We start from the raw sequence: 14,555 nt of genomic DNA, 5'->3' as shown, positions 1-14,555 counted from the left end.
ACGCTCCGTCAAACTTTATCGTTAGGGTCTTGAAAAAATTCGTCGGCATCCCCAAGTCGCCCCAGTCCGTTTCACAACCTAATTGAGTATAGACATGAGCACTGTTGAAGCCAATAAACAAACCCTGGGTTTCCAAACCGAAGTCAAACACCTGCTGCATTTGATGATTCACTCCTTGTACAGCAACAAGGAAATCTTTTTACGCGAGCTGATCTCCAACGGCTCCGACGCCGCCGACAAATTGCGCTTCGAAGCGCTGGGCAACGACGGCCTTTACGAAGGCGACGCCGAACTGAAAATCCGCGTCGATTTCGACGAAAAAGCCAAGACCATCACCGTCACCGATAACGGCATCGGCATGACCCGCGAGGAAGTCCAAGACCATATCGGCACGATCGCCAAGTCCGGCACCAAGGCCTTCTTCGAAAAACTCACCGGCGACCAAGCCAAGGACAGCGAACTGATCGGCCAATTCGGCGTCGGCTTTTATTCCTCGTTCATCGTCGCCGACAAAGTCACGCTGACCACCCGCAAGGCCGGCGCGCCGCACGACCAAGGCGTGCGCTGGGAATCCGACGGCCTGGGCGAATACACCATCGCCTCGGTGGAAAAAGCCGATCGAGGCACCGAAATCGTGCTGCACCTGAAAGACGGCGAAGACGAATTCTTGAGCGAATGGAAACTGCGCTCCATCATCAAAAAATACTCGGATCACATCAACCTGCCCATCATCATGAGCAAGGAAGTCCCGGCCGAGAAAGACGACGACGGCAACGAAACCGCGCCGGCCCGCGTCGAGGACGACACCGTCAACAGCGCATCGGCCTTGTGGACCAAGTCCAAGGACGACATCAGCGAAGAACAATACAACGAATTCTATAAACACGTCGCCCACGATTTCCAAGACCCGCTGGCCCACGTCCACAGCAAGGTCGAAGGCACCAACGAATACAGCCTACTGTTGTTCGTGCCAGGCCGCGCGCCGTTCGACTTGTGGGACCGCGATGCCAAACACGGTGTCAAACTGTACATCAAGAAAGTCTTCATCACCGACGATCCGGAACAACTGATGCCGCGCTATCTGCGCTTCGTTCGCGGCGTGATCGACGCCGACAGCCTGCCGCTGAACGTGTCGCGGGAAATCCTGCAACAAAGCAAGCAAATCAGCAATATCAAAGCCGGCGCTGTGAAAAAAGTATTGGGTCTGCTGGAAGACTTGGCCGAAAACGACGCCGAAAAATACCAAAACTTCTGGGAAATGTTTGGCAACGTCATCAAGGAAGGCCCGATCGAAGACCACAAAAACAAGGATCGCGTCGCCGGCTTGCTGCGTTTCTCGTCCACCCACACCAACGACAAAACCCAAAACGTGTCGCTGGCCGACTATGTCAGCCGGATGAAGGAAGGCCAGGAAAAAATCTATTACATCACCGCCGACAGCTTCGCCGCCGCAAAAAGCAGCCCGCATCTGGAAGTATTCCGCAAGAAAGGCATCGAAGTCTTATTGCTGACCGACCGCATCGACGAATGGCTGGTATCCAGCCTGACCGAATTCGACGGCAAGCATATGCAATCGATTGCCAAGGGTGAGCTGGACCTGGACAAATTCGACAGCGAAGAAGAGAAAAAACACCAGGAAGAAGTCAGCAAGGACTTCGAGGCGGTGGTCAAGCAAATCCAGGAAGTGCTGGATGACAAAGTCAGCGAAGTCAAAATCAGCCACCGCCTGACCGACTCCCCGGCCTGCCTGGTCACCGGCGCCTACGACATGAGTTTGCACATGGAGCGGATCATGAAGGAAGCCGGCCAATCCGGCGGGATGTTCGGCATGGGCGGCAACAGCAAACCGATCTTCGAAATCAACCCGGACCACGCCATCGTCCAGGCCTTGAAAAACGAGCAGGACGACGCCCGCTTTGCCGACATCAGCCATATTTTGTTCGACCAAGCCATCCTCAGCGAAGGCGGCCAATTGGACGATCCGGCGGCGTTCGTGCATAAGTTGAATGGGTTGTTGCAGGGTCTCTTGAAGTAGGTCGGGTTTACCCGGAGGGCATAAAAGGTGCCAGCCGTAACCCGACACGTTGGCTTTCGATAGGATTTGTAATCCAATCGAGCTATCAGTTTAGAAAGGCCGGGCAACCGGCCTTTTTAGTGGGTGTTGTGTTACATTCACAAAGGACATCAGTAAGTTATAAATGATTACAAACCCATTTATTTATTAGTTAACATACGTATGACTGAAGTTATCAATATTTCCAAGGTGGATATTGCATCAGCCCAATTGGACAGAGCGATACAACTATATGTTGATAAGACAGACTTGATTTCGGCTGTCACGTTAGCTGGTGCCGCAGAGGAAATTCTTGGAAAGCTTGTTAGAGATACAGGAATGAAAAACGCATTTGACGAAGTATTGGATACCCTTTGTGCTATGCACGCGGCAGCGTTTCAAGAAGAACCCAACCGGAAGGTCTATGCCGAATTGCGAAATGGCATTAGAAACGAATTCAAACATTTATGCGCCGGAAAGACGTTAGATATCAACCTCGATTCAGAGGCTGCCAAGTTGATCAATCGTGCCATTGCAAACTATCGCAAGCTCTTTCCAGGAATATACCCACGATTTCGCGAATTTGAGAGAGAGTGGATTGAAAGACAGGCTTAGCCCTTGGCGTGCCGTGAGATAACGAACTGCACGCGAAACAAAGTTTAAATTTTCTCGCCCCCTGTTTCCCTTGTTACCAAGCGCCGCGTGGTAACGCAAGACTCGGCCCCGCCGCGACAAGACTCAAATATCATCCTGTAGCCCAGGCTGGGCAGGGTGATGGCGCCGGCGCGGAGTTTATCTCCAATAAAGATGGTGGCGCAAAGTCAAGTAGCTAACGTGGCTGAAACTATGGTACTTTCGAAACCTTGTCGTTCGAAAAATGGTGGAATTGGCAATCGCCCGCCAATATTTCCAGTGGCAGTGAAAGGCCAATCAGCCCGGTTATTTCCGCGTGGTGCCGAACGCCGCATAATGAACCATGACTAACGTACCCGCGCGCCCTACCCGCCTTGGCATCATCTCCGACACCCACGGCCTGCTGCGACCGCAAGCGCTGGCCGCGTTTCGCGGCTGCGAGCGGATTTTGCATGCTGGTGACGTCGGCAAGCCGGAGGTGTTGCATGCGCTGAACGCGTTGGCACCGGTAACGGCGGTACGCGGCAATAACGATAAAGGTGTCTGGGCCGACGAGTTACCAGTCTGCGCCCGCGTCGAGGCGGGGCAAATCGGAATCCACCTGATCCACGATCTAGCGGAACTTGACGTCGATCCCGCGGCAGCCGGAATTCGCGTCGTCATTTCCGGCCATTCGCACCAGCCGTCGATTTCGGAACGGAACGGTGTGTTGTATGTAAACCCCGGCAGCGCCGGTCCACGTCGGTTTAAATTGCCGATCGCCGTCGCCGAATTGATTGTCGACGCTTCGGTGGTAAAGGCCGAAATCATCGCACTACAGATTTGAAGCACGTGGTTTTAACGATTGCTGCGTAAAACACAGCATACTTGCCACGCCATAATTGCTTGCAAGCTAACCTATTCATCTCGACTAACCGCGATAAAACCAACGACCATGAGTTTTAACTTCAACGCTTACCTTAACCGCATCGGCATCGCTAAACCGGAAACCACCCTCGCCGGCCTTAGCGAACTACAACAGGCTCAGCTCAGTGCGATTCCGTTCGAAAACATCAATCCGCTGTTGGGCCTACTCCCGGATTTAGAAACCGTTGCATTGATGGACAAAATTATCGCCAAACGGCGCGGCGGTTATTGCTTCGAATTGAACAGTCTGTTCGGGCACGCGCTGGATGAACTGAGATTCGCCTATCGCCCCATCCTGGCGCGGGTGCGGATGGGTCGTAGCGAAGGCGGACCGCGTCTACATCTGGCGTTTATCGTCGAAGCCGAAGGCGAACCCTGGTTGGTGGATGTCGGCTTCGGCGGTCCCAGCCACTATCGGCCGCTGCGGTTGAACACCGAACAGGAACAAATACAGGACCATAACCGCTTCCGCTTGCGCCGGGAAGCGGATTCCGGAGAAACCGTGCTGGAGCGGCTACAAGACGACGGCTGGTTTGCGTTGTACAGTTTCGATCTGTCCAGAGTCCAACGTTGCGACTTGGAAGCGGCCAATCTGGTATGTACGACTTGGGACCAATCGCTACTGTCGCAAAATCTGTTGGTTTGCCGCAATACCTGCGCAGGTTGGGTGCAGTTGTTCAATACCCGGTTTTCCCAATTCATCGGCGGCGAGCAACTCAGTACTGCGGTGGAAGGCGCCTCGCACTTACAAGCCTTGCTAAACGAGCAATTCGACATCGAAATCGACGATGACCAATTGGTCCTTCTCGCCAACCGCTTAGCGTTGGCTGGCCACTAACCGCCTCGTAGCGATAATTAGCCGACGTGACGATATTCAACTCGAGCCGAAAAACAAAAAGCCCCGTCGAGTGTCCCCGACGGGGCCTGGACCGAGACGAATCGTTTATTGAATAACCGGTACGGTGGTCGTGGTGGAGCGGTAGTTGGCGACCAATGGCGCGGTGTAATTCGTCGTTCTGGTTTGGTCGGACGAATTGGTATCGCCTTCCGCGAAACCGCAAGCGCTGCCGGCGCATTGCGTGCTCAAATTTGGCGTCGCGAACAACATCACGGACGGACCGTAGTAGCTCATCACGGTACCGAATTTGCCGCTGATACCCCATGCATAGGAATATGAAAATTTACCTTGGAAACTGCTGTACGTACGATCGTGGACATTGCCTAAGGTATGGCCGATTTCATGAGTGAAGGTATTGGCTCCGCAATAGTAATTGGTCATCGAGTCTTTGGAGTAGCCGTCGCCAATAGTTCCGAAACCGAATTTGGCGTTCGCCGCGCCGCCGTTGGCAAAGCCGACGTAGGTGGTGCCGCAGCTGCCGGCGGTTTTTGCGTAGAGCGGTCTAAATAGCATCACCAAATCGGCGCCGTACTTGTTACGGAGCGCGGCAGTGCCGGCAAACGCGCCTTTGTCGTACGCCAAATCGGACAGGGCTTGCGAGTTGGAATTACTCTCCACATAGGTGGTTGGTCTCGCGTGTACCAATCTCAAGCTCATATTAATTCCCGAATCTTTGTAAGATTGGTTGGATACGTCGACCAAATAGGCAATCCGTTGTTTCGCGTACGTTGCGGTTTGGTTGACGGTGGTGTAAAGCACCATCAAATCGACCACCGCATTGCTGGAACTTGTCGTGGTACTGACCGTAGCGTTAGCCGTCGTTTGCACGCTAGCCGCCGCATACGTGGCTTCGGCGGTTTTCGCCTTGGTTTCCGCCGCGACCGCGAGCGCATATTTTTTATCGTAAGACGACTTCAATTGTGTCGCATTGGATTGAGCCGTTTTATTGGTCGAATTAGCTTGACTCAATTGAGCGGTCAAGTTGTTGACATTGGCTTGCGCCGAATTCACCGCCGCTTTTAAAGCCGAATTTTTTTTGTCCTTGTTCAACGCGGTTTTCGCGTTTGCCAAAGCAGTTTTGGCGACGTTTAACGCGTTACCAAGCGAAACGGCCGTTTGCGCTCCGGCGTCGGCTTGAGATTTTGCAACCAGATATTGTTGATACAACGCGTTGGCTTCGGCGGTTAAGGCATTCGCCGTTGCCCTGGCAGTTTCGGCCGCAGTCCGCAGTACGTCCAAATTGCTGGAGTTTCCAACAGCATCGTTCATCGTCACCGATTCGTCGGCCATGGCTTCCTGTTGATCGCCCTCGAAACCGGCGGTTTGCAAGCCGGATTTATCCAAATCAACCACGACCGTTTTACCGTCGACCATTTCGATATTGTAGGCGCCATCCGGTGTGAAAACATTGCCGATTACACCGGCATCGCCTTGGGAGAGATAAACCCGATAGCCTTTACCTTCGTCGTCCAAATAACCGATCCAGGTTGAACTGCCATCCGCATGCTCTACGGCATTATCGTGAACTACGTTGTATTGGCCTATCGGTAAATCCAGCGTAAAGGTTTTTCCGATCGGTACCTCAGATAATTGATCCATCGGCAAATTAACATTCATGACCGAGCCTGGTTTAAAATTTTTATATCGCTCCGGAAGATTATTCGCATAATCCGGTGCGACTACGATCATTTCGGCACCCAGTGAATTGTCCGCGGATTTATTTAAACCACTACCGTTGCGTCCGGTAATGACTACGGTTTTAATAATTCCACTTTCGGCGATTATGCTGTGATTATAGCCGGCGAGTAATTGATGCAATCCCATATTCCAATCGTCGCCAACAATTTTATGCGTAATGGCGTCATTCTCGAGATCGGCATTGATTTTAAAGGTTATACCGGTACGGTTGGCCAATTGATCGGCGGCATCCCGTAAGGTTTTGTTTTGAATAACGTGATAAACGTTGTGGGGCAATTCTTTAATCAATGGCGCTTGGCTGGCCATTGCATTGGCGGACACCACGGCCAAAATCGCGGTCGCAAGTGTTCTTATCTTTTTATATTCTGTCGCTTTCATTTCGGTCACCTTTTAAATTATCATCAGCAGGCACACCAACCGAGCCAACTCTGCTGAATCCGAGAGTTTCCGCTATATTCGGAAATCTCCCAACCAATAAGTATCATCTTTTAAGATGGACACTCCCTTTATTTGAAACACGAAGTTATTGTAGGAATTCACCGAACCGAATTTGTGAAACCGGTCCGGTTTAGCGGGATACACGGAAAAATCGGCCGATTAATCCGCGGGTCTTAGAGACGGCTCACAATTGGCGGAATGCCATTGTTCGCGATAGACATCGTAGGCATACTGCTGGCGAATTTGCAGGCTACCGGCCGACAATGAATAGACATCCGGCAAGTTATAGCCGTTAAAACGATTGGCCTTGATCAGACTGTAGGCGCCGAGCTCGGCGAACACCAATTTTTCGCCCACCTCCGGCACACGCCGAAAACGGTAAGTACCGAATACGTCACCGGCCAAACAGGTAGACCCGGCCACTATCACCGAATGCAAGCCGTATTCATCGCTATCCAACAATCGGGGTTGGCGTTGGTACTCGAAGACTTCCGGATGATGGTTGATCGACGTATCCACGATCAGCACGGTTTTGCCGTCGCTGTCGAAGCGATCCAGCACTGTAGTCACCAAATAACCGGCGTCGCCGACCAAGGCCTTGCCCGGTTCCAAAAACACCGACAATCCAAAGCTTTCGCGCAAGCGTCGCAAGACCTGAACCAACTGGCCGGGTGCGTCGCGGTAACGATAGCCGCCACCCAGATTCAGCCAGTGTAAGGTTGGCGCCTTCATCAGCAACGGCTGGATCACCGCCAGGGTTTTCATCAGCGGGGTGAAATCCGCGCTGTCGAATACATTATGAAAGTGCAAACCCTTAACACCCGGCGGTAAGCCGCCGCTTAACTCGGCGACATCCACGCCCAGCTTGGAATGCGGCCGACACGGGTCGAAGCGCGGGTCGTCGATAAACGAAAGTTTCGGGTTGATCCGCAATCCCTTGGAGGCATACAAGGAGTTATCGGCCAGGCGCTGATACTGGCTCAAGGAGTTGAAGCTGATATGAGTGCAAATTTTGCGCAATTCGGCGATTTCGGCCGGGCGTAGACCCGGTGAAGTCAAATGCACGGTGCCGGACCCGCCCAGAATTTCGTAAGCCCATCGCGCCTCGAACAAGGAACTGACCGAAAAACCGTCGATTCGCCCGCGCAACGATTCCATTAAAAAGCCCAAGGGCAAGGCCTTGATCGAATACAGCACGTGACAGCCGGCCATATCCCGCAAGGCCAACAACGGTCGCAAATTTTCGGCGACTTTGTCCATGTCCAACACAAAAGCCGGCGTCGTCTCGACGCTCTCCAAACACGCTCTAAACATCGTCACCCCTCTCTCCCCCTGCCACGGTAAAGCGCGGCTTCGGTTATCACATAATCCATAAACACATCGTGCGGCTCGGTCACGACGTCGGATACCAATTGAGACTCGTAGCAAATGCCGACCAATAAACAATCGGTTCGAACCTGACTCAACAAGCGATCGTAGTACCCGGCGCCGTTGCCCAAACGCCCGCCGCGCTTATCGAAAGCCACGCCTGGCACCAGTACCAAATCCAGATCGGTGACCGCCACTTTCCGCTCGGGTTGGTAGCGTCTTTCTACCGGCGGTTCCGGAATCCGCCAGGTACCGGGCCGCAACTCGGTTAAATCGTTTAAGCGCCACAAACCCAAGCAGCGCACGCCGCCGGCGTCCTCGGTGCAATAAGGCACGACCACCGACTTTTCCAGCGCCAAGGTGTCGTTAATCGCCGTATGGGTCTGGACTTCGGAACGACAACCGACATACCACAGCACCGTAACGGCGGTCTGAAACCAGATCTGATTCATTAAGCGACATTGGATTGCCGCGCTATGCAAAGCCGGCTCGCGTTGCGCCGCTCTGGCTCGATACGCTTGCCGGCGCTGATCGGCTTTAGTCATGTTCAACCGCCGCCAGCGCTTGCGCCAATAAATCCGGTGTCTCGCTCAACAAATGCAGCGCGTCCTGTTCCTTACGCAGCCAAGTGAATTGGCGCTTGGCAAGTTGACGGGTGGCAACGATGGCTTTCTCCCGAAAGGTCGCGAAGTCGTATTCGCCGTCCAGATAGCTCCAGGCCTGGCGATAGCCGACACAACGCACCGACGGCATCGCCGTATCCAGGTCGCCGCGCGCGCGCAACGCCCGTACTTCGTCGATAAATCCGCCGGCCAGCATTGCGTCGAAACGCCGTGCGATCTTGTCGTGCAAGGTAGCTCGGTGTTCGGGCGCCACGATCAATTTGACATAGCGGTAAGGCGTTTCGACCTCGCCGGCCGCACCGAAAAAACTGCTCAGCGGCCGGCCGCTGAGTTGGTAAACCTCCAGCGCCCGCTGTACCCGTTGCGGATCGTTGGCGTGGATGCGTGCCGCCGCTTGCGGATCGATTTGCGCTAGGCGGGCGTGCATCGCCGCCTTGCCGAATTCAGCCAACTCGCTGTCCAGCCGGCGCCGCAGGTCGGCATCGGCGGCCGGCAATCGAGCCAAACCTTGGGTTAACGCGCTGAAATACAGCATCGTGCCGCCGACAAGAATCGGCAACCGACCGCGTTGCAGGATGTCGTCGATCGCGGCCAGGGCTCGATCGCGGAATTGGCCGGTCGAAAAGCTATCGCGCGGATCGAGAATGTCGATCAAATGATGCGGGATTCCGCCGCGTTCGGCCGGCGTCGGTTTAGCGGTGCCTATGTCCATGTCGCGATACACCAGCGCCGAATCGACGCTGACGATTTCGCCGTTCATCGCTTGCGCCATGGCCACCGCCAACGCCGACTTGCCGGATGCGGTAGGCCCCATCAACAAGACCACCTTGGCTTTGCTCGGCTGCTCCATCATTGACCCCGCATGAAAAAGCGGTCCAGATCCTGGTGGCTCAAGCGTACCCAAGTCGGTCTGCCGTGATTGCATTGACCAATACGCTCGGTTTGCTCCATGTCGCGCAGCAAGGCATTCATTTCGTCGATACTGAGCTTGCGGTAGGCTCTGACCGAACCGTGGCAAGCCATCGTCGCCAACACAGCATTGATTTTCTCCTCGACTTGTCGACTGAAGCCGTCGTTGAGCAAATCGGCCAACAAATCGCGCACCAGCCGATCGACATCGCTCTTCGCCAGCAAGGCCGGGGTCGCGCGCAGCACCACGGTTTCCGGTCCGGAGCGGGTCAATTCGAAACCCAAGTCGTGAAAAAACGCATGCTCGCGTTCGGCAAGATCGGCCTCGGCGACCGTCACCTGCAATTTGATCGGTAGCAACAAAGGCTGGGAGACGATGGCGGACTGATGGTAATGCTGCTTCAAGCGCTCGTAAGTCACTCGCTCGTGGGCGGCATGCGCATCGACCAGAATTATGCCGTCGGCCGTTTCGGCCAGAATGTAGATATTGTGGATATGCGCCACCGCGAAACCCAGCGGCGGCATCGCCGAGGCCGGCGCGGCGGCGGGCGGCGTATCGTCGGTCGGATAGAGTTTGGCGTAGGCCAGGATTTGCTCGGGCACGTTAACCGCCGGCCGCGCCGTTGGCCGGTAAGCGCTTGACGCCGGCTGTCCGGTCCGCGCCGGCGGCTCGGACAAGTCCAACGGTAAAGAGGCTTGCAACGGCGCTGGCGCGGCAGCAGGCTTCGGAACTTGCACTTGGGCATCAGGCAAGCTTTGATGGTCTATCGCGATGCCCCCCTCGCTACCGGGTCGCTGAGCCGCCAGACTGCGATGCAAAGCCTGGAACAAAAAATCGTGTACCGTCCGGCCCTCACGAAACCTCACCTCCAGCTTGGTCGGATGCGCATTCACATCGACCAGTGCCGGGTCCAGCGTCAAATACAACACGAACACCGGGTGGCGACCGTGATACAGGACGTCCTGATAGGCTTGCTTGACCGCGTGCGCGACCAGCCTGTCCTTGATCAAGCGGCCGTTGACGTAAAAAAACTGCTGATCCTGCTGACCGCGCGAAAAAGTCGGCAAGCCTACCCATCCGTGCAACTGCAGACCGGAGGCGGCGTAATCGATCTTCACCGACTGCTCGATAAACGCCGAGCCGCAGATCGCGGCGATGCGTTTTTCCTGCTCGGTCAGGCTGGTGGCCGGCTTCAGATGCAGAATCTCGCGCTGATTGTGGTTCAACACGAAACCGACATCGAAACGGGCCAAGGCGAGTTTTTGGATCAGGCTTTCGATATGAGCAAACTCGGTTTTCTCGGCTTTTAGAAATTTGCGGCGGGCCGGGGTGTTGTAGAACAAATCGCGGACATCCACGGTGGTCCCGGCTGGATGCGGATCGGGTTGCGGATCGAAGTTTTTTTCGGTGCCGTCCGCACTGACCAGCCAGGCGCAATCGGCCTCCGGGGTGCGGGAAATCAAGGTCAACCGCGCCACCGAACTGATGCTGGGCAAGGCCTCGCCGCGAAACCCCATGGTCCCGACCTGCTCCAGGTCATCCAACGACGCGATTTTGCTGGTGGCGTGGCGAGATAACGCCAGCGCCAGATCGTCCTTGACGATGCCGCAGCCGTTGTCGCGAATCCGAATTTGGCGGATACCGCCCTGCTCGATGTCTATCGTGACTTGGTTGGCGCCAGCGTCGAAGCAGTTCTCGACCAATTCCTTAACCACCGACGCCGGACGCTCGACGACCTCGCCGGCGGCGATCTGGTTGACCAGTTGAGGAGGTAAAGCGTGTATCCGCATGGCAAGCGCCCAAAAAGCGCGTATTTTAACGGATAGCGACTCGAACGGGGATTTGGAGCCTTGTCCAATGACACATAAGCCTAGACAAGGGGATGTATGTCCAGTGCGAGATGCGCCTGATGCTGCAAAAGTTGGGATGTGGAGACATGATCGTGACTATACATACTCAAGCACTCAACACGCAGGCTCAAGTGCAAGGCTTCGTTTCCAACAACGAAGCCATCTGGTCTCCGCTGACGGATCGGGCAGCGGCTTACGGCTGGATGACCGATACGCTCAAGCTGTTTCGTTTTTCATAAAAAATATCAAAGACTTGTCAGCATAAATCAATTCAAAAATCCACCCGCATCACCGTCACGGCGTGGCCTCGGTAAAATTCCTCGGCCACGCTCCGCCAACCTAGACGGCGGTAAAAACTCGCGCGATCCGGCGTGAACAAATATAAAGCGCCGACGCCGGCCGCCTCGACTTGCGCCATCGCATGGCGCACTAGTGCCGAACCGACGCCGCGATCGCGAAATTCCGGCGCCACGTAGACGCTGGCCAACCACGGACTCAGTTCCGGCCGGGTATCCATGTCGGATTCGATGATAGCGGCGGAGCCAGCCAGCCTACCCTGCCACTTGCCGACAAAAGTACTCGGCACCAAGTCCGCGCCTAGATAAGCCTGCATTCGAGCGACCCGCTCACTCAGAACGAAGCCGGGGTTTAAGTCGGCCCACTGCTGATGGTGCCAAGCAGCCAAGGTTGGCAGATGCTCGGGCTCGGCCGCTAAATCGATAATGTGCATCGCTGGTCTGTGGCGTTTTTACAAATACCCGAGTGCGCTCGATGACGCGGAAGGCGGCAATTTTAAAACAAAATCGGCTCGGCGAGGTTCGCGGCCGAAACGGTTCCGGTAACGCGCCCGGAAACGCGCTTCGACGCCATTCGGTGCATGCCCGATCCTCGGCGGCCCTCTCTGTCTGGCGCCCCGCTAACTCAGCACCCGTTGCTGTTTGATCTTGGCGTCGAAATGATCGATGTCGCCGATCAATTCGCACCGGGACAAATCCGCCAGGGCGTGTGAGGCGATGTAATCCGCACCGCTGCCGCCCAACCAAAGCTTGCTGTCGAGACTGGCGCCGAGTATCTGTTTTAGTTCCAAGAGCGTCGCTGTTTCCGGCGGCGTCTTCACCAGCCCCATGACCAGCGCGTCCGGACGTAAATGCGCGGCGGCGGCGACAATATCGGCCGCCGGCAAATCGGCGCCGAGGTAATAACATTGGTATTGCTGGGCCGAAGCCACCAGGCAACACAACAGGATTCCGAATTCATGCGGCTCGCCGCTCGGGGTCGCGAACATGATGGACGGGTTGTTAGGCGAGGGTCGGTGCAAATTGTTGACCATCGTCAGCACGATACGCTGCACGCAACTCGAAAACATATGTTCCTGGGCAATGTTCAATCCGCCCTGCTCCCACAAATAACCGACTTTATGCAACGCCGGCAACAAAACGTCTCTGGCGTAGTCCAACGGCTCGCTTGCCAACAGCGCCCGTTTCAACAGTTGCTCGCAACGCTCGATCCGATACTCGGCTAATGCATCGACGATTTGCTCGATCAGCGGCAAAGTGCGCGGCTCGGCCACCGTCGGCGCAGCTTGTTCCTGGAACGCCCGTAATTGCGGGCAATCCATGCCGGCGATCTTACTGATCGGATGGCCGTTGCGAGTCAGATTGACCAGTAAGGTCAGTTTTTCCAAGTCTTGCTGGGAATAATAGCGCCGACCGGTACCGGTGCGGGACGGCGTGATACACGAATAGCGTCTCTCCCAGGCCCTAAGGGTCTCGGGGGTCAAGCCGGTCAACGAGGTAATGGCCTTGATTGAGTACATTGTTCACGTTTTGTACATTATTTTCTTTGACAAATATTCTACAAGGTAGTAACGTTATTGCCAACTTAAAAATAAAAAAAGAAACGCTATGTCAGAGCTCACCGCTTCCAATGCATTCGAAGAGATTCAACCGACGCAAGAATCGGAAACCTCTCGGCTGGCCGGCAAACTGGAACAGGCCCGGCAACATCTGTCCGTCCTGATTCGGAACGACCGGAGCGCCGCACAAGCCCTGGCCGAACAATTGATAAGGCAACTGCAAAAAGGCAGCGATTGTTCCGAACTGGTGGCCTCCAGAAGCCAGCAAGACTATAAGGCCTTGTTGGATACGCTCGCCATCGGTTTGAACGTCGATTGCAGCCACTGCCCGGATCAGAGCGACGACACTGTCGATGAAGAACTTGTACAAGAAGATTACTTTGTACAACTTTTCGAACCGCAAAGACTCAATCAATGCGACGCCATCCGAACTCTATTACCGCTGCTGGACAAGTTGCACTTCATGCCCGTATTTTTATTGGCCGTCGCCGCCAGCGCCGAAGCCTTGATCGAGGATACGGCGTACAAGGCGCGATTGACGGCGGCCAGAAAGGAATTGAAAACCGCCCGTCAACAAATGATCAGCGCCAACACCGGCCTGGTGGCCTTCGTCGCCCACAAATACAAAACCAGCAATCTGAGTTTCGACGATTTGATGCAGGAGGGGCTGGTGGGACTCATCAAGGCGGTCGACCGTTTCGATCCGGATCGGGGTATCTGCTTTTCCACGTATGCGATTTACTGGATCAAACAAGCGATTTCCCGCTTGATCGTCAAGCAGGAGCGCATCGTTCGCCTGCCGGTCGCGCTGGCCGAAAAAGCCAACACCGTGTTCGACGCGATGCGTACCTGTTATTTAAAGAACGAACGTTGGCCGACGCTTGAAGAACTGAAAGCGGGTTGTGATCTGTCGGAACAGGAGATCAAGACCATCAGCAGCTACTACCAAGCGACTCATTCGCTGGACGCGGCGGTCAACGACGACGAAGACGGCCTGGATCTGATGGCGAAAATGCAACAACACCAATTCAGTTTACCGCTGGATGAACTAATAGAAAGGGATTTGGCTCAATACGTCGACAAAGCGGTGGCATCCTTACCGGAGAAGCAAGCGGCCATTCTGACGATGCGTTTCGGATTGCGCGATCATACCGAAATGACCTTACAGGCCGTCGCGGACCAACTGCATGTCACCCGGGAAAGAGTTCGGCAAATTCAGAACGATGCCTTAAAAAAACTGAAACAACAGTTTGGTTTTGACCTTATGCTATTTCTCGAGCCCAGGGACGGCTAACTATAACAAGTAACGACGCAGGTCAGGCT

At 54.9% G+C, this 14,555-nt stretch carries 13 protein-coding genes; 6 read left to right on the top strand and 7 right to left on the bottom strand.

Annotated features, from left to right (window positions below; genetic code table 11):
* The first annotated feature begins 94 nt into the window (after positions 1-94).
* The 4 genes from htpG (at position 95) to ACQE3E_RS08755 (ending at position 4,430) form a co-directional block, all read left to right on the top strand.
* Positions 95-2,035, top strand: coding sequence for a molecular chaperone HtpG (gene htpG, locus ACQE3E_RS08770; RefSeq protein ID WP_427501524.1), 1,941 nt, complete (start codon positions 95-97; stop codon positions 2,033-2,035).
* Positions 2,036-2,236: 201 nt separating this feature from the next.
* The gene (locus tag ACQE3E_RS08765; RefSeq protein WP_427501523.1) at positions 2,237-2,668 is read left to right on the top strand and encodes a hypothetical protein; all 432 of its coding nucleotides are present in this window, start codon (positions 2,237-2,239) and stop codon (positions 2,666-2,668) included.
* 361 nt (positions 2,669-3,029) lie between these two features.
* Complete coding sequence (locus ACQE3E_RS08760) at positions 3,030-3,512, top strand: metallophosphoesterase family protein (RefSeq protein WP_427501522.1); 483 nt, start codon at positions 3,030-3,032, stop codon at positions 3,510-3,512.
* A gap of 108 nt (positions 3,513-3,620) precedes the next feature.
* Entirely contained in the window at positions 3,621-4,430 is an 810-nt protein-coding gene (locus ACQE3E_RS08755; RefSeq protein ID WP_427501521.1) for an arylamine N-acetyltransferase family protein, read from the top strand.
* A gap of 105 nt (positions 4,431-4,535) precedes the next feature.
* Here ACQE3E_RS08755 and ACQE3E_RS08750 read toward each other — a convergent pair whose 3' ends face one another.
* The 5 genes from ACQE3E_RS08750 to mutL form a co-directional block, all read right to left on the bottom strand.
* On the bottom strand, positions 4,536-6,566 hold the full coding sequence (locus ACQE3E_RS08750; RefSeq protein WP_427501520.1) for a reprolysin-like metallopeptidase: 2,031 nt from the start codon (positions 6,564-6,566) through the stop codon (positions 4,536-4,538).
* 219 nt (positions 6,567-6,785) lie between these two features.
* On the bottom strand, positions 6,786-7,940 hold the full coding sequence (locus ACQE3E_RS08745; RefSeq protein WP_313729451.1) for a carboxynorspermidine decarboxylase: 1,155 nt from the start codon (positions 7,938-7,940) through the stop codon (positions 6,786-6,788).
* Positions 7,941-7,942: 2 nt separating this feature from the next.
* Positions 7,943-8,539, bottom strand: a complete 597-nt coding sequence (locus ACQE3E_RS08740) for a 5-formyltetrahydrofolate cyclo-ligase (protein WP_313728359.1) — start codon at positions 8,537-8,539, stop codon at positions 7,943-7,945.
* Entirely contained in the window at positions 8,532-9,467 is a 936-nt protein-coding gene (miaA, locus tag ACQE3E_RS08735) for a tRNA (adenosine(37)-N6)-dimethylallyltransferase MiaA (protein WP_313729452.1), read from the bottom strand. The genes ACQE3E_RS08740 and miaA overlap by 8 nt, the downstream gene beginning before the upstream one ends.
* The gene (gene mutL, locus ACQE3E_RS08730) at positions 9,467-11,317 is read right to left on the bottom strand and encodes a DNA mismatch repair endonuclease MutL (protein ID WP_313728360.1); all 1,851 of its coding nucleotides are present in this window, start codon (positions 11,315-11,317) and stop codon (positions 9,467-9,469) included. The genes miaA and mutL overlap by 1 nt, the downstream gene beginning before the upstream one ends.
* A gap of 152 nt (positions 11,318-11,469) precedes the next feature.
* Between mutL and ACQE3E_RS08725 the strand changes: the two genes are divergently transcribed.
* Positions 11,470-11,616: a hypothetical protein gene (locus ACQE3E_RS08725; RefSeq protein ID WP_175463745.1), complete on the top strand. Its 147-nt coding sequence runs from the start codon at positions 11,470-11,472 to the stop codon at positions 11,614-11,616.
* 32 nt (positions 11,617-11,648) lie between these two features.
* Here the strand turns inward: ACQE3E_RS08725 and ACQE3E_RS08720 are convergent, their stop codons facing one another.
* Both ACQE3E_RS08720 and ACQE3E_RS08715 read right to left on the bottom strand, forming a co-directional pair.
* Complete coding sequence (locus ACQE3E_RS08720; protein ID WP_064030837.1) at positions 11,649-12,107, bottom strand: GNAT family N-acetyltransferase; 459 nt, start codon at positions 12,105-12,107, stop codon at positions 11,649-11,651.
* Positions 12,108-12,293: 186 nt separating this feature from the next.
* Positions 12,294-13,193, bottom strand: coding sequence for a MerR family transcriptional regulator (locus ACQE3E_RS08715; protein WP_313728361.1), 900 nt, complete (start codon positions 13,191-13,193; stop codon positions 12,294-12,296).
* A gap of 88 nt (positions 13,194-13,281) precedes the next feature.
* On the opposite strand from ACQE3E_RS08715, the gene ACQE3E_RS08710 reads away from it, so the two are divergent.
* The gene (locus tag ACQE3E_RS08710; protein WP_313728362.1) at positions 13,282-14,526 is read left to right on the top strand and encodes a sigma-70 family RNA polymerase sigma factor; all 1,245 of its coding nucleotides are present in this window, start codon (positions 13,282-13,284) and stop codon (positions 14,524-14,526) included.
* Positions 14,527-14,555: the final 29 nt, after the last annotated feature.

It is taken from the genome of Methylomonas sp. MED-D, assembly GCF_050276835.1.
In the GTDB taxonomy this organism is placed as follows: domain Bacteria; phylum Pseudomonadota; class Gammaproteobacteria; order Methylococcales; family Methylomonadaceae; genus Methylomonas; species Methylomonas koyamae_A.
This window is presented reverse-complemented; position numbering and strand designations above follow the sequence as displayed.

Bases quoted from the DNA above. Each gene is read 5' to 3' on its own strand.
- htpG (WP_427501524.1), top strand. From the start codon at position 95: ATGAGCACTGTTGAAGCCAATAAACAAACCCTGGGTTTCCAAACCGAA.
- ACQE3E_RS08765 (WP_427501523.1), top strand. From the start codon at position 2,237: ATGACTGAAGTTATCAATATTTCCAAGGTGGATATTGCATCAGCCCAA.
- ACQE3E_RS08760 (WP_427501522.1), top strand. From the start codon at position 3,030: ATGACTAACGTACCCGCGCGCCCTACCCGCCTTGGCATCATCTCCGAC.
- ACQE3E_RS08755 (WP_427501521.1), top strand. From the start codon at position 3,621: ATGAGTTTTAACTTCAACGCTTACCTTAACCGCATCGGCATCGCTAAA.
- ACQE3E_RS08750 (WP_427501520.1), bottom strand. From the start codon at position 6,566: ATGAAAGCGACAGAATATAAAAAGATAAGAACACTTGCGACCGCGATT.
- ACQE3E_RS08745 (WP_313729451.1), bottom strand. From the start codon at position 7,940: ATGTTTAGAGCGTGTTTGGAGAGCGTCGAGACGACGCCGGCTTTTGTG.
- ACQE3E_RS08740 (WP_313728359.1), bottom strand. From the start codon at position 8,539: ATGACTAAAGCCGATCAGCGCCGGCAAGCGTATCGAGCCAGAGCGGCG.
- miaA (WP_313729452.1), bottom strand. From the start codon at position 9,467: ATGGAGCAGCCGAGCAAAGCCAAGGTGGTCTTGTTGATGGGGCCTACC.
- mutL (WP_313728360.1), bottom strand. From the start codon at position 11,317: ATGCGGATACACGCTTTACCTCCTCAACTGGTCAACCAGATCGCCGCC.
- ACQE3E_RS08720 (WP_064030837.1), bottom strand. From the start codon at position 12,107: ATGCACATTATCGATTTAGCGGCCGAGCCCGAGCATCTGCCAACCTTG.
- ACQE3E_RS08715 (WP_313728361.1), bottom strand. From the start codon at position 13,193: ATGTACTCAATCAAGGCCATTACCTCGTTGACCGGCTTGACCCCCGAG.
- ACQE3E_RS08710 (WP_313728362.1), top strand. From the start codon at position 13,282: ATGTCAGAGCTCACCGCTTCCAATGCATTCGAAGAGATTCAACCGACG.